The following is an 18,854-nucleotide window of genomic DNA, read 5'->3' as shown; positions in this document are numbered from 1 at the left end:
CGCCTTGCGGGGTCTCACCAAGCACTCTTTTCCCGCAGGAGTCTCGCCATTCCCCTCCGCCCTTTGCCAGAGAAGTTTCTCGAAACCACTTCTGGAATAAGTGCCTTATATGCAAATGGTAATTGGAAGGAAATGAACTCCTAGGGATAATATTCTGCATGCAGAAAACTTGGTATAGAGCGCTTTATGCCTATGACATCGGATTAGTGGAAATCACCCTCCCCAAGTGAAGAGGTTCGTTTCTCCCCTACATCGAATGGGTTGGTTGGGAAGCTGCTAGACTCCCGTGGGAGGAGGAGATAGGCGAGATCCATTAGTGCGGCAGAACGCCTGAGGAAGCTCGGCCCTCCCCGACAGGAAAGCGAGTAGCTTCCCAGCCACCCCTGACGCTCAACACGGGTAACGAACCCGAGAACATTTCGAAACTAAGTCTTCCTCAAACCGGCCATATACTTTAATAAGGTCATGTTCTTTCGTGTAAGATCATTTGCCTCGTATGCTATAATAGGTGGAGAATCTTATGTACGTTTTGGAGGTTTAACCTTATGGCACAATACACACCCATGATGCAGCAATATTTGAAAATTAAAGCAGACCAAAAAGATGCCTTTCTGTTTTTCAGATTAGGCGATTTTTATGAGTTGTTCTTTGAGGATGCGTTAAAAGCATCCCAGGAGCTCGAAATTACATTGACAAGCAGGGACGGAGGCGCAAACGGTAGGATTCCTATGTGTGGAGTACCATACCACTCCGCAGACAATTATATAAAGCAGTTGATCGAGAAGGGGTACAAGGTTGCCATTTGTGAACAGGTCGAGGATCCGAAAACGACGAAAGGTGTCGTAAAACGGGAAGTTGTCCAAATGGTCACTCCCGGGACGGTCATGGAAGGCAGTATGCTCGATGAAAAGGAAAACAACTACTTGGCCTCTTTAAGTGCATTTGAAGATGGCTCTTACGTAGTTAGTTACAATGACCTCACGACTGGTGAAAACAGTGTGGCTCTTATTCCAGGCGGTTTTGATGCAGCCTTGAGTGAATTGTACAGCCGGCCGGTGAAAGAAGTGGTTGTATCCAATGATTTTGATGTCGAGCATAAACAAATGCTGATCGATCGCTTGGATTACACCGTTTCTCATCAAGAAGAGACGGAGGTCACACCTGAATTTCAACCTCTTGTTGAGGGCGTTCATCAGGACAAACTAATTATTGGTTTCGGTAGGCTTCTTAATTATATCCAGCATACCCAAAAAAAGGTCTCTCGATCACCTTCAACCAGTGAAAGTGATCGAATTGAAACAATACATGACCCTTGATATGTATTCTAAAAGAAACTTAGAATTGTTGGAAACCATCAGAAAGAAAGGGAAAGCGGGAAGTTTGCTCTCCGTCATCGATAAAACCGTCACTTCGATGGGTGCGCGTATGCTCAAAAAATGGATGGAGCGGCCGTTGTTGTCAGCGGATGCAATTGCGACGAGGCATGACCAGGTCGAAGGCTTTCTCGACCAGTTTTTTGAACGTGAGACTCTTAGAGATGAGCTCTCGAATGTTTACGATCTCGAACGTTTAGCTGGAAGAGTAGCTTTTGGCAATGTGAATGCCAGGGATATGATCCAATTAAGGAATTCTTTAAGCCATATCCCGGATATCTTAGCCACGCTATCTAAATTCGATCATTCTTCAATCGAAAAGCTTTATGACCATGTTGATCCGCTTCATGAATTAAAAGATCTTCTTGAAGAAAGCATTGCCGATGATCCTCCAATCTCTGTAAAAGAAGGGGGTTTGATTCTTGACGGATTCCACAAACAGCTGGATGACTATAGATATGCTTCCAAGAACGGAAAACAGTGGATTGCAGAGCTTGAACAAAGGGAACGAGCTGAAACAGGGATCAAATCTTTGAAAGTCGGCTATAACCGCGTGTTCGGCTATTATATCGAAGTGACAAAAGCGAACTTGAGACATTTACCAGAAGGTAGGTATGAGAGGAAGCAGACGCTTACCAACGCAGAACGGTTTATTACCCCGGAATTGAAAGAAAGAGAATCGATGATTCTAGAGGCCCAGGAGAAAAGTGTGGAGCTTGAGTATGAGTTGTTCCTTGAAGTAAGAGAAAAGGTGAAGGCTTACGTTAAGAGGCTTCAACAGCTTGCAGAACAAATCAGTCGTATTGATGTTCTCCAAGGTTTTGCTCAAGTAGCAGAGTCCTATCAATATGTGAGACCGGAGTATCGGGAACAACGCGTGGTGGACATCCGTCAAGGCCGTCACCCTGTTGTTGAGAAAGTGATGCAGGAAGGAACGTTCGTCCCGAATGATATTTACATGAATGAAGAGACGGACGTGCTACTGATTACAGGACCGAACATGTCCGGTAAAAGTACGTACATGCGTCAGCTTGCATTGACGGCCATTCTCGGTCAAATGGGTTCTTTTGTGCCATGTCAGTCTGCGAGTTTACCAGTTTTCGATCAAATATTCACAAGAATTGGCGCAGCCGATGATCTCGTATCCGGTCATAGTACATTTATGGTGGAAATGCTAGAAGCGAATCATGCTTTGACTCATGCGACAGAGAACAGCTTGATCCTTCTTGATGAAATAGGAAGAGGAACAAGTACTTATGATGGAATGGCTCTGGCTCAGGCCATTGTGGAGTATATTCATGGAGAGATTAAAGCAAAAACCCTGTTCTCCACCCATTATCATGAATTGACATCCCTTGAGGAACAGCTGGAGCGTTTGAAAAACGTCCATGTGCGAGCAGAAGAATATGAGGGGAATGTCGTTTTCCTTCATCAGATCAAAGAGGGACCTGCGGACGAAAGTTACGGTATTCACGTGGCGAAGCTTGCGCACTTGCCTGATCCACTGATCAACAGAGCAACCGCCCTTCTGGATCAGCTTGAAAATGGGTCCATCAAAAATGAAGCCTCAACCTCTGCAACAGCAGAAGAGGAGCAGTTAAGTTTGTTTATAGAAGAATCGAAGCCGGAGAAAAAGGAGACAACCGCTCCTCACGCTTCACATATTGAAAAGCGTCTTCAGTCATTAGATCTAATGGAAATGACTCCGATGGATGCTATGAACGAATTGTACCAATTGCAAAAACGTTTGAAATCATAAAGGAGGAACAGAGATGGCGCGGATCCGACTGATGCCAGACCACCTAGCCAACAAAATAGCGGCCGGAGAAGTTGTTGAGCGCCCAGCCTCTGTCGTCAAAGAACTGGTAGAAAACAGTATTGATGCAGGTGCCACATGGGTGAAAATCGATTTAATGGAGGCCGGATTGCAGCGCATCCGGATCACCGATGATGGAGCAGGAATGGATGAAGAAGACTGTGAAATCGCTTTTCATCGCCATGCAACGAGTAAAATCCTTGATGAAAACGATCTTTTTCATGTCCGTTCCCTAGGTTTTCGCGGGGAAGCATTAGCAAGTATTGCTGCAGTGAGCCGCTTGAGTATCCAGACCTCCACGGGAGATTGTGCTGGTACGAAAATGAATCTCGAAGGAGGTCGCCTCGTCTCTAGAGGGAAAAGTGATGCAAGAAAAGGAACGGACATTACGGTTGAGGAATTGTTTTTCAATACGCCCGCCCGGTTAAAGTATATGAAAACCATCCATACAGAGCTTGGTCATGTGACGGACGTATTAAATCGTATGGCATTAGCCCATCCGGAAGTGCAATTCCTTTGTACTCATAATGAAAAGCAGATTTTCAAGACGAATGGCAGGGGAGATCTCCTCCAAGTCATAGCGAACATTTACGGAATGAATGTTGCAAAAAAAATGATCCCGATAAAGATGGAAACGGCAGATTTTAAAGTTGATGGCTATATTGCAAAGCCCGAAGTTTACCGTGCTTCGAGAAATTATATGTCAACGATCATCAACGGTCGTTTCATTCGGAGTATTCCATTAAATAAGGCCGTTTTGCAAGGTTACCACACCCTGCTGCCGATTGGTAAAAGTCCGATTGTCGTATTAAATATAGACATGGATCCGATTCTTGTCGATGTCAACGTTCATCCATCAAAAATGGAAGTGCGTTTTAGTAAAGAGAAGGAATTGTATGATTTGTTAGAAGAGACCGTTCGACAGGCCTTCCGGAAACAAACCCTTATTCCTGATGTGTCACAGCCAGCGACAAAGACTGCAAAAGAGAAAACCACACAGGAATCTTTCAACCTTTATCATACGAGGGAGGAAGATGCCCATCGCGAGCGGCAAGCCACGGTGGACCACTTAGTGAAAAGCGAGCAAGGACTTCCCAAAGAGGATGGCTTTAAAGAAAATCAAGACGATTTAATCAAAGAGATGGTCCCGACATTTGACTCCGATGTTTCGGTTCCAACAGAGAATGAATGGGCAGAAGATGAATTCGAAAAGGAAGAATCTTCTCAAGAACAGAGAAGAGTTCCGACAATGCATCCGATTGGGCAGCTGCATGGAACATACATCCTTGCGCAGAACGAGGAAGGGATGTATATCGTGGATCAGCACGCGGCTCAAGAAAGAATCAAATACGAATTCTTCAGGGACAAATTGTCAGAAGTGAATCACGAAGTACAGGAATTGCTTGTACCAATGACCTTTGAATTTTCAAAAGCTGAGTCTTTAAGATTAGAAGAATACAAAGGTGAGCTGGAAAAAGTGGGGTTGTTCTTTGAACCATTCGGAGATACCACCTATATCGTGCGCAGTCACCCTCAGTGGTTCCCGAAAGGATTTGAAGAGGAAGTGATTGATGAAATGATCCAACAGTTGATGGAGGAAGACCGGATTGATATTCTTAAACTAAGAGAAGAAGCTGCTATTCTTATGTCGTGTAAACGATCGATTAAAGCGAATCACTACTTGAATCAGACCGATATGTTCCATCTCTTAGAAGATTTGAGAAAATCGACGGATCCTTTCACTTGTCCTCATGGACGGCCGATCATCGTCTTCTTTTCTGAGTATGAGATGGAAAAAATGTTCAAACGTGTAATGTAATAAAAAGAGAGACTCCGAATTCGGAGTCTCTCTTTTTATGTTCCCATTTTTGTTTACATAATATATTTATGATCAAGTTTATATAAGTACGAATAATGACGAAGTAGGGGGTTAGGAGATGTTCTTCTGTTGGAGAAGAAAACGAAAATAGTTATCGATTTGTTTAATGTCTTCTGGCTGAATTCCGAACCATGCTTTCTTATCAAAGAATACAGGTTTAGTGTATCCCTTTGTTTCCAGGAGCTGCTTAATTTCGCGCATTTCATCCTCTTGTTCATCACTTAAACCGAGGAGATAATCTGCAGTGGTATGGAGAGCGTGAGCAATCTTCGTGAGATCATCTAGATCTGGTGAAGTGTAACTTCGTTCCCAATTCGATACGACTTGTGGGGACACACCGACTTTTTCAGCTAACATCGATTGTGTAAAACGTCTTTCTTTTCTAAGTGAACGAATTCTTTCATGAACCACTTTAAGACGCCTCCTTTTCTATACTATAACACAGACTAACGAATTGCGATAGTATGACTAACGAATATTTTGAATATTTATAACGGAAACCGTTAGTCATGGTAACGGATTGCGTTAGTTAGCTGCCTGAGGTATGATTGTAGAGCCATTCATGTATAATAGAGACATGTGAAGGAGGTGGGAGTGTGAAACCATTGGTGATCTCAGTGGTTGGTCCTACAGCAGTTGGAAAATCGAATTTGGGGATCCGGATCGCTCAGCGTTTTGGCGGCGAAGTGATTAGTGGAGATTCCATGCAGATTTACCGCACGATGGATATTGGAACAGCGAAAGTGACAGAAGAGGAGATGCAGGGCATTCCGCATCATATGATTGATTTTAAAGACCCTGATGAGCAGTTTTCAGTCGCTGAGTTCCAGGAAAATGTGCAAGCGTTAATCAGGGAAATCCATGAGCGGGGAAAGCTGCCGGTTTTGGTCGGGGGTACAGGCTTATACATACAAGCAACACTTTTTGATTTCCATTTTTCAGAACAAAAAAAGGATCCTGCCATCATGGAGAAGCTTGAAAAAGAGCGGAAAGAAAAGGGCAGGGATTATATGTACAAACGCCTTGTTGAAATTGATCCCGAACAAGCAGAAAAAATACATCCGAATAATGAAAGACGAGTGTTGCGTGCGCTTGAAGTTTATGAAACAACAGGTCGGGTAATGAGTGACCGTCACCAACAGCAGCAGAATAAATCTCCTTTTAACCCGTTGCTAATTGGACTGGAGATGGACCGTGAGTTGTTGTACGACCGTATCAATAAAAGGGTTGATCAGATGATTGAACAGGGCTTGGTAAAAGAAGTTCAGCATCTTTATGAACAGGGATTGCAGGATGTTCAATCGATGCAGGCGATCGGTTATAAGGAATTGATTCCTTACTTTGAAGGTTCATCTACCTTAGAGGAAGCGATTGAATTGCTGAAACGTAATTCCAGACGCTACGCCAAACGTCAGTACACGTACTTCAAGAACAAAATGGAAATCCATTGGTATGAAGTATCTCCTTCAAACTACGAGGAGAAATTTGAAACAATTTTAGGCGATTTAGCAGGAAAGATAGACTAATGCGTAGAATCGTATTATTACAGATAGAAAAGAGGAGGAAGATCCATGGCCCAATCGGTTAATATCCAGGACAATTATTTGAATCAATTAAGGAAAGAACGCATGCAGGTGACTGTCTTTCTGCTCAACGGATTTCAATTGAGAGGCATCGTTAAAGCCTTCGACAACTTCACTGTCTTGTTAGAGACAGAAGGAAAGCAACAATTGATTTTCAAACATGCCATTTCAACATTTGCTCCTGTCAAAAATGTTTCATTGGATAAAGAATAGTGTGAATGGTTCATGAAACCGAAAGAAGCGGGTGCCTTTATACGGCACCCGCTTCTTTCATGGATGAAGGGAATGAAAGAAGCGCATCCACCCATTGGGCGTTTGTCACAGGAAACCATCCCTACGCGTATGATGAAGAAGAATGAGGAGGGATCGATGTGCAACCCCAAGCGAAAACAGTGAGACCGAGCAGCACAATCAATATTGTGTTGAATGATTCTAAAGAAAAAGCGATTCCTGATCGGAAAGCAGCCACCCTCAAACAGACGGGGGCGCCTTTTCTGAAGATCGAGGAATTTTTCAATTCCATCATTGGAATGGAGGATTTAAAGACCAGGGTCAAAGAAATCTATGCACAGGTGCTCGTTTCAAAGAAAAGAGAAGAAGCAGGATTGAAATCGAATGCGCAAGTACTACACATGGTTTTCCACGGAAATCCCGGTACGGGAAAGACGACCGTCGCGCGAATGGTTGCTGCGTTATTCCGTGAAGTCGGGGTGCTTGATAAGGGTCAATTCATAGAAGCGGATCGGAGTGACCTTGTAGGCGAGTATATCGGTCATACAGCCCAAAAGACGAAGGATCTGATCCATAAAGCATTGGGGGGAGTCCTTTTTATTGATGAAGCCTATTCCTTAGCAAGAGGTGGAGAAAAGGATTTCGGAAAAGAAGCGATTGATACATTGGTGAAATGCATGGAAGATCATCATAATGAATGCATTATTATCCTTGCTGGTTATCCAGATGAAATGGAAGATTTTCTGACATTAAATCCAGGTCTTGCTTCCCGGTTCCCCATCCAGCTTTCATTTAAGGACTATTCTGCTAAAGAACTTACCCAGATTGCTTTTGGAATGATTGAAGAAAGGGAATATTGTTTAACAAAAGAGGCGGAACGAAAACTTTTCCAACATCTGGCCTACGTGTACGTCAGGCGCGAGGAAAATTTTTCAAATGCCCGTTATGTAAGGAACCTTATTGAAGAGGCCATTCGAAAACATGCCTGGAGAGTAATCAGCACCCCTAACCCTAAGAAGAAGACATTGATGACCCTACAGGCTGAAGACTTTGACTTTCCTTTACAAGAAACAGACTTGATCTGAACGGTCGTCCATTCATAGGAATCATTTTTCTGTTATGATGAAAAAGATACAGGCAGATGGAAGAGTAGGTGAAGAGACAGATGGCAAAAGAATTGGTCGTGTTAGTTGCTAGAAAAGATCCATCCGAAAAGGAAGAACGGTTTCAGTCTTCCTTGGAAGAGCTTCAGTCGCTGACTGAGACCGCTAATGGAGAAGTATGTAAAATTATAACTCAAAAGCGTGACCGGGTTCACCCGGCTACATATTTAGGTGAGGGTAAACTGGAAGAAATAAAAGAAGCAGCCGAGGAATCTGAAGCTGAGCTTGTCATATTTAATGATGAGTTATCTCCTGGTCAGCTTAGAAACATAGCGGATAGGGTCGGTGTGCGCGTGATCGACAGAAGTCAGCTGATCCTTGATATTTTTGCAGGAAGAGCCCGTACAAAAGAAGGGAAATTGCAGGTAGAACTTGCTCAACTGCAATATATGCTTCCTCGGCTATCCGGACAGGGGACAGCGTTATCCCGGTTAGGTGGAGGAATTGGTACACGAGGTCCTGGTGAAACCAAATTGGAAACCGACCGCCGTCATATACAACGGAGAATTGATGATATCAAGAAGAGGTTGGATACGGTCGTTAAACAACGAGAGCAATACCGGAAGCGGAGAAAAGAAAACCGCGCCTTTCAAGTGGCAATCGTCGGTTATACGAATGCTGGTAAATCGACTTTCTTCAATAGAGTAACCGATAGCCAGTCCTTTGAAGAGGATTTATTGTTTGCTACACTCGATCCTTTGACAAGGCAGATGAGCCTTCCTTCTGGCTTTTTGGCTCTCCTATCTGATACGGTAGGATTCATTCAGGACTTGCCAACGACGCTCATAGCAGCATTCCGATCTACGTTAGAAGAAGTGACAGAGGCAGATTTTATCGTTCATATGGTTGATGCTTCACACCCTGATCATATGCAGCAGGAAAAGACTGTATTGAAGTTGTTGGACGAACTCGGGGCTGGTCAACTGCCGATACTGACCGTATATAATAAGAAAGATCTACTGAAGGAGGATTTCATTCCGCACTCCTTCCCTTCGCTGACAGTGAGCGTGCATGATCCAATCGATCGTAAACGTGTCCTTCATAAAATCGAAGAGGTTTTAAGAGAAGAGTGGGATGAGTATGATGTTTTCGTGCCGGCTTCTGAAGGGAAACGGCTGCAGCAATTCAAGGCCTACAGTATGATTACGAGCATAAATTTTTATGAAGAAAAAGAGGGCTATGCCCTTCACGGTTTCATCCATCCCGAACACCCATTGAAACATCAAATATTATAAATATGAACAAAACGTTGGAACAACGAAATATACTGCAAGATAGGAAGAGGACCCATCATGAACATTCAAGAAATGAAACAACGTGTAGAAAAAGAGATTAAGAACCAACATCATAGGGTTGACGAGATTGTCGATTACAATCAAGAAAAAGTTTTAAAGGCCTTCCATAAACTGAGGGTCAGCGATTCTCATTTTAACCCGACAACAGGTTATGGCTATGATGATTTCGGGCGAGACACTCTGGAAGCATTGTATGCAGAGATATTCAAAGCGGAAGATGCGCTTGTCAGACCTCAGCTCATCTCGGGAACACATGCAATCACCACAGCCTTATTCGGGGTATTACGTCCGGGTGATGAACTGCTATACATATCAGGAGAACCTTATGACACCCTAAGAGATGTCATTGGTTCTGAGGACAAGAAAGATACAGGTTCTCTACGTGATTTTGGTATCAGCTATCAAACCGTTCCTTTAGAAGAAAACGGAGCTTTTGCCCATGATAGAATCCGAACAGCTATGCAAGATAAGACGAAGGTGGTAGCCATCCAAAGATCAAAAGGATACGAGGACCGTCCTTCATTCCTCATTGACGAGTTACAATCCATCATACGATTTGTGCGTGACATAAAAGACGATGTGATTATTTTTGTTGACAATTGTTATGGTGAATTCGTAGAAACGAAAGAGCCGCTTGAAGTAGGCGCTGATATGATCGCTGGTTCGTTAATTAAGAACCCTGGAGGTGGAATTGCCAGAGTCGGTGGGTACATTGCAGGACGTAAATCCCTCATTGAAAAATGCAGCTATCGATTGACAGCTCCTGGGCTAGGGAAGGAAACAGGCCCGAGTTTGAACAGCCTGCAAGAGATGTATCAAGGGATTTTCCTTGCCCCTCATGTCGTGGGAGAAGCTTTGAAAGGAGCTATTTTCACTTCGAAATATTTAAGTGAATGGGGTTTCGACACCAATCCTGCTTATGATGTGAAGAGAACAGATTTAATTCAATCCGTCAACTTTAAAACCGCTGAACAAATGATCAGCTTCTGTCAATCCATTCAGCAGGCATCCCCGATCAATTCCCAATTCAAACCAGAGCCAAGCGTCATGCCGGGGTATGAGGACGAAGTGATCATGGCTGCAGGGACTTTCATTCAAGGAGCCAGTCTCGAATTGACCGCCGACGGTCCTATTCGCCCCCCATATACAGCCTTCGTCCAAGGGGGATTGACTTATGCGCATGTAAAGATCGCTGTCGTACAAGCGGTGCAACAGTTGGTAGAAGAGGGTATGGTCAAAGCTTGAAGCAAAGGGAATGGTAACCCTTTCAAAAAACATCTCCAAATTGTGTGAACATTCCTCACATATGTTGACATATCCCTTTCGTGACGTATAATTAAAGTATCATTCTTATGGGGAGGTGGCACATCGATGAGTGATGAAATTCGTCGTTCTATGCCGTTATTCCCGATGGGGATTGTTCAATCATTGACAGACCTTACTGCACGGCAGATTCGGTACTATGAACAGCACGAGCTTGTTCAGCCGGCCCGTTCAGAAGGGAACCGACGTATGTTTTCATTCAATGATGTCGATCGACTTCTTGAAATTAAAGACTTGATCGATCAGGGTGTGAACATGGCCGGAATCAAGAAAGTTCTGAAGCTGAACGATCAGCCAGATAATGAAGTATATGATGAGGATCAGGTGAAGGAAGTACACAATGAACTTACCGAAAAAGAACTTCGTCGTATGCTGCAACGAGAACTATTCACAGCGGGAAGACAAGGTAAATTAGCAATCAGACAGGGAGAAATGTCAAGGTTCTTCCATTAATATTGTGTTGAGAGGAGAAATTCAATGGGTTTAACTAAAGAAGAAATTTACAAAAAAATCGATGAGGAAAACGTCAAGTTTATCCGTCTGCAGTTCACGGATATGCTTGGTACAATCAAAAATGTGGAAATTCCACTTAGCCAGTTGGATAAAGCTATTGATGGCATGATGATGTTTGACGGATCCTCTATTGAAGGTTTCGTTCGTATCGAGGAGTCTGACATGTATTTGGTCCCAGACCTGGATACTTTCGTCGTCTTCCCTTGGACTTCTGAAAAAGGGAAAGTTGCACGATTCATCTGTGACATCTATAACCCAGACCAAACTCCTTTTGAAGGATGCCCACGCTACAATTTGAAGCGTAACATCAAAAAAATGGAGAAACTCGGATTTTCTGCTTTCAACATTGGTACAGAACCTGAATTTTTCCTATTCAAATTAGATGAAAAAGGCGAACCAACGATGGAATTGAATGATAAAGGTGGCTACTTCGACTTAGCACCGACCGACCTTGGCGAAAACTGCCGCCGGGATATCGTCCTAGAGCTTGAGGAAATGGGCTTTGAAATTGAGGCCTCTCACCATGAAGTAGCTCCAGGCCAGCACGAAATTGACTTCAAATATGCGGATGCAATCAAGCATTGTGATGATATCCAAACATTCAAACTCGTCGTTAAAACCATTGCACGTCAACATGGTTTGCATGCAACATTCATGCCTAAACCATTGTTCGGTGTAAACGGATCTGGTATGCACGCGAACATGTCTCTTTTCAATGAAAAGGGCAATGCGTTCTTTGATGAGAAAGGGAAGGAACAATTGTCTGAGGTGGCTTATCAGTTCACAGCAGGCATTATCAAGCATGCAACGAACTTCACAGCCGTGACGAACCCTACCGTCAATTCCTACAAACGTCTTGTGCCAGGGTATGAAGCACCGTGTTATGTAGCATGGTCCGGTCAAAACCGTAGTCCGCTCGTACGTGTTCCTACATCCCGTGGATTGAGCACAAGAATCGAAGTACGCAGTGTGGATCCATCAGCGAACCCATACATGGCGATGGCTGTACTTCTTGCTGCTGGACTTGATGGTGTGGAAAATAAACTGGAAGCACCTGCTCCTGTCGATCGAAACATTTACGTGATGGATAAGAAAGAGCGGGAAGCTCACGGGGTGAAAGACCTGCCTGCTACATTGTATGATGCACTGGAAGAGCTGCATCAGGATCCGATTATGGTAGAAGCCCTAGGGGAACACCTATTTGAACACTTCATTGAAGCGAAAGAAATCGAATGGGATATGTTCCGCACCCAGGTTCATCCGTGGGAACGCGAACAATATTTGCAGACGTATTAAAGTATAAAACCCTTGAAGCTTTTAGCTTCAAGGGTTTTTTATGTATTTCTATACTTTCGATGGGGAGTTACATGTAACAAAAATAAGAACAAACGCTCCAGTTATAGAGGGTTACCAATGGAAGCGTACTTCCAGCTTATGAAACTGGAGAAGATTAAGTTGGCGTGGATCTATATCAATCGCGAAGGCGTCATATCACAAAGAGTGGTGAGAGTGGTCGACATTCAGGATGAACAGATCATTGCTTACTTCTATGAGCGAAAACAGGTGGGAACGATTATAAAAGATCATATATTGTCTGTACTTCCTTTAACATCTATCCGTAAAAGTTATGGAGTATGACATAAGTAAAGAAAGAGGCGAGGTTTAACTAAACCTCGCCTCTTTCTTTTAGTGTACGGTCCTGTAAAGACCTACGACTTTCCCAAGAATGGATACATCCTGTAATAGAATGGGTTCCATCGTTGCGTTCTCAGGCTGCAAGCGAACATGATTTCTTTCTTTGAAGAACCGCTTCACAGTGGCTTCTTCGTCTTCCGTCATTGCAACAACGATGTCGCCGTTCTGAGCGGTCTGTTGTTGTCTGACGATGACCATATCCCCGTCAAGAATTCCTGCCTCGATCATACTTTCACCTTGTACAATTAGTACGAAGGTGTTGTCATCCGACCCTGCAAGTGAATCGGGTAGAGGGACATATTCTTCAATGTTTTCAACAGCTGTAATCGGTGACCCCGCCGTGACTTTACCGATTACTGGAGCGTAAGAAGCTTCACTTCTCGGGATGCTGTGATCTTCTTCTAATTCAATTACTTCAATGGCACGAGGTTTGGTCGGATCGCGTCTAATATATCCTTTTTTCTCCAATCTGGACAAGTGACCATGCACAGTCGAACTTGAAGCAAGACCAACGGATTGACCGATCTCCCTTACGGATGGTGGATATCCTTTTGCTAGAACCTGTTCTTTAATAAAATCTAGTATTTCCTGCTGCCGCTTTGAAAGTTTACTCATAGATTAGCACCTCGTACATAGGATTATAGTAACCACATTGTACCACTTATATTTCAAAAATACAAACACGCGTTCGAAAAAAACCATTGACAAGAACCTGTGTTCGTATATAATGAGAATTAACAAACGCGAACACAGGTTCTTAAGAACGTTCGTTCTAGGAAAGCGGAGGGGTTATCAATGTTTAATAAATTATCTAAGCTGGATTACACCTACATCATTCTTTTTATTGTTAGTTTTATCATTCTCTATTATTCTATGGTCACAGCTGTTTAATAGAGAAAGAGAGAGGAACATCCAAGTGAGAGTAATTTTATATTGCAGGGTAAGTACGGAAAAAGAAGCTCAAGTGACTTCTTTAAAGCGGCAGAAAGCTGAGTTGACATCCATGGCGGATCATCACGGCTTCGAAGTTGTGGAGTGCATTGAAGAACAAGCGAGTGGTTACGATATTGAACGTGAAGGGATTTTCCGCATGCTGGAATGCTTTTCTTCAGGGCGTGCGGAAGCCTTATTAATCCAAGATGAAACACGATTAGGCCGAGGAAATACGAAGATCGCTTTGTTTCATCAATTGAACCGTTTGAAGGTCAAGGTGTACTCCCTTTCCAACCATGGAGAATTACAGTTATCGGAATCAGATTCGATGGTATTACAGATTGTTGGCATCGTAGAAGAATACCAAAGGAAAATACATAATATGAAAATACGGCGGGGGATGAGAAAAGCGGTAGAGGGCGGCTATGATCCATCCGCCAACTTATCCAACCGTGATCAGGCACCCGGTCGTGAGAGAATCGACTTTCCTATTGAAGAGGTTGTTCGATTAAGGAAAAATGACTTGACATTCAAAGATATCGCAGCGACTTTGAGAGGGTTGGGATATGATGTATCAAAAGCTACGGTGCATCGCAGATACAAAGAGTACCTATCGCTTGAAAAAGAGGAAGAATCACGGTAATATAGGATGTGTGGACAAGGATCTTTGGATTTCTTGTCTTTTTCATGTTTTACGATCCAGACTATGATTAAAGGAGAAGGATCTATGTTATCAAAAGAAAAAATTAATCGTATAAATGAGCTAGCTAATAAATCTAAGCAGGAAGAGCTTTCGAAGGAAGAGAAAGCGGAACAACAGAAGCTGCGCCATGAATATTTGAAAAATGCGCGCGCATCCTTCAAGAATCAGCTGAAAGGTGTGACCGTCATTGATCCGAAAGGGAATGACGTAACTCCAGAGAAGCTTCGTCAAATGCAAAAGAACGAAAAAAAGAATTAAGGCCAAATCGTCCGTATTCGATAATTTTCGAATGCGGATTTTTTCTTGTTTAATTCCCTGAATAAGGGGGAAATTAGGTTTGAGGCTGTGCGAAATTTTGCACAAAGCTTGTTTCGAAATGAATTTCATTATAGGATAATACATGGTACATATACCTGAAACGAAAGGGGAATGTTGAACATGGCAAACAGCCTTGAACAAACATCAATCAATACGATTAGAACTTTAACAATCGATGCAGTAGAAAAAGCAAACTCCGGACACCCGGGGATGCCGATGGGTGCAGCACCGATGGCATATACGCTATGGACTCAGTTCATGGATCACAATCCGAAAAACTCGAACTGGTTTGACCGCGACCGTTTCGTCCTATCAGCTGGACACGGATCTATGCTTCTTTACAGCTTGCTCCACTTATCCGGTTATAACGTGACGATGGACGACCTTAAGTCCTTCCGTCAATGGGATTCAAAAACCCCTGGGCACCCAGAGTTTGGTCATACAGACGGTGTAGAAGCAACTACAGGTCCCCTAGGGCAGGGTATTGCAATGGCGACCGGAATGGCGATGGCAGAAGCTCATCTTTCCGGGAAATATAATCGCGAAGGGTACAACGTTGTTGACCATTACACATATACGATTTGTGGTGATGGTGACTTGATGGAGGGTGTATCACAGGAATCAGCTTCTCTTGCCGGTCACCTAGGCCTTGGTAAATTGATCGTTCTTTATGATTCCAACGACATTTCTCTTGATGGTGATCTTGATCGTTCCTTCAGCGAAAGTGTTGAAAAACGCTATGAAGCGTATGGATGGCAAGTGATCCGTGTAGAAGATGGAACGAATACAGAAGAAGTTGCGAAAGCACTAGAGAAAGCAAAAGCGAACACAGATCAACCAACAATGATCGAAGTGAAAACAGTCATTGGGTATGGTTCTCCTAACAAATCTGGTAAGTCTGCTTCACACGGTGCTCCTCTAGGTGATGAGGAAGTAACAGCTGCAAAACAGTTTTACGAGTGGGAACACGAGCCGTTCCACGTACCTGAAGAGGTCTATCAGGACTTCAAAGAAAAAGTTCAACAAAATGGTCAGGATAAAGAAGAATCTTGGAACAACTTAATGGCTCAGTACAAAGAGGCGTATCCGGAGCTTGCGGAAGAATTTGAGCGCGCAATCCGCGGAGAGCTTCCTGAAGGCTGGGATCAAAGCCTTCCAACATACCAGGTAGGAGACAGCCCTGCAACACGTGCTGCTTCAGGAGATGCGATCAATGCACTTTCTAAAGCTATCCCTAATTTCTTTGGTGGTAGTGCCGATCTTGCAGGTTCAAACAAAACGGCCGTTAAAGATGAAGAAGACTTTTCACGTAACAACTACGCTGGTCGAAACATCTGGTTCGGTGTTCGTGAATTTGCTATGGCGTCTGCCATGAACGGAATGGGCCTTCATGGAGGATTAAAAGTTTATGCGGGTACATTCTTTGTCTTCAGTGACTACCTGCGCCCAGCTGTTCGTCTTTCTGCCCTACAGAACCTTCCAGTGAACTATGTCTTCACTCATGATTCTGTTGCCGTTGGAGAAGACGGTCCGACTCACGAACCTGTGGAACAACTGGCTTCTCTTCGCGCGATGCCTAATCTTTCTGTGCTTCGTCCTGCGGATGGGAACGAAACCAATGCAGCGTGGAGACTTGCTTTAGAGTCTGAATCGACTCCAACCGCACTTGTCCTTACACGTCAAGGTTTACCGACCCTACAAGGTACAGAGGAACATGCCTATGAAGGAATGAAGAAAGGGGCATACATCCTTAGCGATTCTGATAAAGAAGAGCCGGATGCGATCCTGCTTGCTTCAGGTTCAGAGGTGCAATTGATTGTTGAAGCTCAAGCTGAATTGAAAAAGAATGGTTACGATGTCCGCGTTGTCAGTGTACCTTCTTTCGATCGCTTTGAAGCTCAGCCTAAGGAATACAAGGAACAGGTATTGCCTTCTTCTGTCCGCAAACGTCTGGCAGTTGAAATGGGCGCTTCATTCGGTTGGGACCGATATGTAGGTTTGGATGGTTCCGTCATCGGAATCGACAAGTTCGGTGCTTCTGCGCCAGGAAATACTGTAATTGAAAACTATGGTTTCACGGTAGAAAACGTAGTGAAGCATGCGGAAAACTTGATGAAATAAACAAGAAAGAAGCTGCCAGTTCCTAAGGCAGCTTCTTCTTATTCTGAGAGTTTCAATATCATCTCAAAAATGAGGGATGAAAGTAAGGACAACCATTTTCGGTTTCCCTACGCGATATGATATAATAGGCATAAGAATGATTGTTGTCTCTGGTACGGTCATCGTTCATAGCAGATGACTCTATTTTCATGGGGGTCCTGTTGCTTACACATAGACGCTTGACCCTTGTAGTAGCCTCTGAATTATGGTCATATTGAAACGACTATTGTATTCTACAGAACGTTTTACTATACTGTTATGGGAGACAACACGAAGGAGGAAGACGAAGTCATGACATTGGGGATCGTTTGGGTCATCATCATTGCTTTATTGACTCTTGTCGGTGGTGCAGCTCTAGGCTTCTTCATCGCAAGAAAGTATATGATGAATTATTTGAAAAAGAACCCGCCAATTAACGAACAAATGTTACGTACACTGATGATGCAGATGGGCCAAAAGCCTTCGCAGAAGAAGATCAATCAGATGATGCGTTCAATGAACAATCAAATGAAATAATGACACAAAGCCTTCTTTCGTGAATGAAAGAAGGCTTTCTCTATGAGAACTTCTTTAGATGTTCACAAGATAAACATCGTGTTAGGCGTAAAGCTCTGATACAATAGGAGGCGACTATGAATGAAGGTGTGATGATTGAATGGATGTGAATCTTTTCCTTGCTTTCGGAGCAGGGTTTTTATCGTTTATATCCCCATGTGTTTTTCCTCTATACCCTGCATTCCTCTCTTATATTACAGGGATGAGTGTACATGAACTAAGGGAAGACAATGGGATGCTGAAAAGAGCAAGTCTGATTCATACGGTTTTATTCTTATTAGGATTTACGACGATCTTTCTGATATTAGGGTTCTCAGGTTCGTTTTTTGCCCAGTTTTTTATACAGTATGAATCCTTGATACGTCGTTTAGGATCCATTCTGATAATTTTCTTCGGTTTTGTCATTATTGGAGTATTCAACTTTGATTTCTTGATGAAAGACAGGAAGGTAACTTTCAAGAATAGACCCTCTGGATACATAGGTACGTTTCTTATCGGACTTACATTTTCACTCGGTTGGACGCCATGTACAGGCCCTATACTAGCTTCTGTCCTTTCATTAGCTGCTGATTCTCCTGATCTTTTCTTAGTCATGATGCTGTCTTATTCCCTCGGTTTTTCCATTCCTTTCTTGGCCTTATCCTTTTTTATTGGCAAATTGAGTTGGATTAAAAGGCATAGTACGGGAATTGTTAAGGTAGGTGGGTATATTATGATTCTTGTCGGAATTGCACTTTATTTTGACTGGATGACGATGCTTACTTCCTACCTTGCCGGGCTCTTTGATTTCCACCAGGGGTTCTAAGCCGTGGATTTTAGTGAGCATTTATATTAAGATGATAGAAGAGAAAAAATAAAGGAGCTTTTTGATGACCCAGACCAACGATATTATATTAAGAACGACAACCACACTTATAGCTTTTATCCTACTAGGGTTTTCGGTTTATTTATTTTTTGCTGGCCATAATGCTCCAGGTGGTGGAGGGTTTATCGGTGGTTTAATGACTGCTGCAGCAATCATCCTCATGTATATGGCCTATGGAAGTAAGGCAATGGAAAAGATTTTGCCGATTAATTTCCGTTTTCTGATACCTGTTGGATTGATGGTAGCAGCAGCAACTGGAATTGGTGGAATGCTTTTTGATGCGCCTTTCCTTACCCAGACGTTTGCTTACTTTCAGCTGCCAATCCTAGGTAAGACCGAACTTGCTACGGCCCTTTTGTTCGACCTTGGTGTTTATCTAGCTGTTGTAGGGGTGACAATGACGATCATTTTGACAATTGCCTACGACAGGGAATAAAAGATAAACCCCG

18 protein-coding genes and 1 pseudogene are annotated in these 18,854 nt (G+C 43.3%); 17 read left to right on the top strand and 2 right to left on the bottom strand.

Translation table 11 applies throughout. The features are described 5' to 3' along the window. The first annotated feature begins 545 nt into the window (after positions 1-545). Positions 546-3,132, top strand: a pseudogene (gene mutS / locus LC065_RS15170) (DNA mismatch repair protein MutS). 13 nt (positions 3,133-3,145) lie between these two features. Continuing rightward, a complete protein-coding gene (gene mutL / locus LC065_RS15165) occupies positions 3,146-5,008 on the top strand; it encodes a DNA mismatch repair endonuclease MutL (protein WP_226589528.1) in 1,863 nt (620 codons plus the stop codon). A 111-nt stretch (positions 5,009-5,119) separates the two neighbouring features. On the opposite strand, the gene LC065_RS15160 is transcribed toward mutL, so the two are convergent. Then, positions 5,120-5,479, bottom strand: a complete 360-nt coding sequence (locus LC065_RS15160; protein ID WP_220583187.1) for a helix-turn-helix domain-containing protein — start codon at positions 5,477-5,479, stop codon at positions 5,120-5,122. Positions 5,480-5,664: 185 nt separating this feature from the next. Between LC065_RS15160 and miaA the strand changes: the two genes are divergently transcribed. The 9 genes from miaA (at position 5,665) to LC065_RS15115 (ending at position 12,814) form a co-directional block, all read left to right on the top strand. Further along, positions 5,665-6,594 (top strand): tRNA (adenosine(37)-N6)-dimethylallyltransferase MiaA, encoded by a 930-nt coding sequence (miaA, locus tag LC065_RS15155; protein WP_226589531.1) that lies wholly within the window; start codon positions 5,665-5,667, stop codon positions 6,592-6,594. Between the two features lie 45 nt (positions 6,595-6,639). Next, a complete protein-coding gene (hfq, locus tag LC065_RS15150) occupies positions 6,640-6,864 on the top strand; it encodes an RNA chaperone Hfq (RefSeq protein ID WP_089652336.1) in 225 nt (74 codons plus the stop codon). A 5-nt stretch (positions 6,865-6,869) separates the two neighbouring features. Then, entirely contained in the window at positions 6,870-7,010 is a 141-nt protein-coding gene (locus tag LC065_RS15145; RefSeq protein WP_306163535.1) for a hypothetical protein, read from the top strand. 12 nt (positions 7,011-7,022) lie between these two features. Continuing rightward, a complete protein-coding gene (locus tag LC065_RS15140; RefSeq protein ID WP_226589535.1) occupies positions 7,023-7,967 on the top strand; it encodes an AAA family ATPase in 945 nt (314 codons plus the stop codon). A gap of 80 nt (positions 7,968-8,047) precedes the next feature. After that, positions 8,048-9,280: a GTPase HflX gene (gene hflX / locus LC065_RS15135; protein WP_226589538.1), complete on the top strand. Its 1,233-nt coding sequence runs from the start codon at positions 8,048-8,050 to the stop codon at positions 9,278-9,280. Positions 9,281-9,337: 57 nt separating this feature from the next. Beyond that, positions 9,338-10,585 (top strand): methionine gamma-lyase family protein, encoded by a 1,248-nt coding sequence (locus LC065_RS15130; protein ID WP_226589540.1) that lies wholly within the window; start codon positions 9,338-9,340, stop codon positions 10,583-10,585. A gap of 126 nt (positions 10,586-10,711) precedes the next feature. Beyond that, positions 10,712-11,116 carry a MerR family transcriptional regulator gene (locus LC065_RS15125; protein ID WP_089652332.1) on the top strand — a complete coding sequence of 135 codons (405 nt, stop codon included), beginning with the start codon at positions 10,712-10,714 and terminating at the stop codon, positions 11,114-11,116. A gap of 24 nt (positions 11,117-11,140) precedes the next feature. Continuing rightward, the gene (glnA, locus tag LC065_RS15120) at positions 11,141-12,472 is read left to right on the top strand and encodes a type I glutamate--ammonia ligase (RefSeq protein ID WP_226589542.1); all 1,332 of its coding nucleotides are present in this window, start codon (positions 11,141-11,143) and stop codon (positions 12,470-12,472) included. A gap of 117 nt (positions 12,473-12,589) precedes the next feature. Then, positions 12,590-12,814: a hypothetical protein gene (locus LC065_RS15115; protein ID WP_226589544.1), complete on the top strand. Its 225-nt coding sequence runs from the start codon at positions 12,590-12,592 to the stop codon at positions 12,812-12,814. 48 nt (positions 12,815-12,862) lie between these two features. Here LC065_RS15115 and lexA read toward each other — a convergent pair whose 3' ends face one another. After that, the gene (gene lexA, locus LC065_RS15110) at positions 12,863-13,486 is read right to left on the bottom strand and encodes a transcriptional repressor LexA (protein WP_226589546.1); all 624 of its coding nucleotides are present in this window, start codon (positions 13,484-13,486) and stop codon (positions 12,863-12,865) included. A 301-nt stretch (positions 13,487-13,787) separates the two neighbouring features. On the opposite strand from lexA, the gene LC065_RS15105 reads away from it, so the two are divergent. The 6 genes from LC065_RS15105 (at position 13,788) to LC065_RS15080 (ending at position 18,841) form a co-directional block, all read left to right on the top strand. After that, entirely contained in the window at positions 13,788-14,447 is a 660-nt protein-coding gene (locus LC065_RS15105) for a YneB family resolvase-like protein (protein ID WP_226589549.1), read from the top strand. 84 nt (positions 14,448-14,531) lie between these two features. Then, the gene (locus LC065_RS15100) at positions 14,532-14,765 is read left to right on the top strand and encodes a DUF896 domain-containing protein (protein WP_306163534.1); all 234 of its coding nucleotides are present in this window, start codon (positions 14,532-14,534) and stop codon (positions 14,763-14,765) included. A gap of 180 nt (positions 14,766-14,945) precedes the next feature. After that, the gene (gene tkt / locus LC065_RS15095; protein ID WP_306163533.1) at positions 14,946-16,946 is read left to right on the top strand and encodes a transketolase; all 2,001 of its coding nucleotides are present in this window, start codon (positions 14,946-14,948) and stop codon (positions 16,944-16,946) included. A 330-nt stretch (positions 16,947-17,276) separates the two neighbouring features. Beyond that, positions 17,277-17,501 carry a YneF family protein gene (locus LC065_RS15090; protein ID WP_035505139.1) on the top strand — a complete coding sequence of 75 codons (225 nt, stop codon included), beginning with the start codon at positions 17,277-17,279 and terminating at the stop codon, positions 17,499-17,501. Between the two features lie 139 nt (positions 17,502-17,640). Continuing rightward, the gene (locus LC065_RS15085) at positions 17,641-18,345 is read left to right on the top strand and encodes a cytochrome c biogenesis CcdA family protein (protein ID WP_306163532.1); all 705 of its coding nucleotides are present in this window, start codon (positions 17,641-17,643) and stop codon (positions 18,343-18,345) included. Between the two features lie 64 nt (positions 18,346-18,409). Beyond that, on the top strand, positions 18,410-18,841 hold the full coding sequence (locus LC065_RS15080; protein WP_306163531.1) for a Na(+)/H(+) antiporter subunit B: 432 nt from the start codon (positions 18,410-18,412) through the stop codon (positions 18,839-18,841). The last annotated feature ends 13 nt before the right edge of the window (positions 18,842-18,854 follow it).

Origin of the sequence: Halobacillus litoralis (genome assembly GCF_020524085.2) — a bacterium.
GTDB classification, from domain to species: Bacteria; Bacillota; Bacilli; order Bacillales; family Halobacillaceae; genus Halobacillus; species Halobacillus litoralis_E.
Note: the sequence above shows the minus strand (reverse complement) of the source record. Positions and strands in the feature narration are given on the sequence as shown.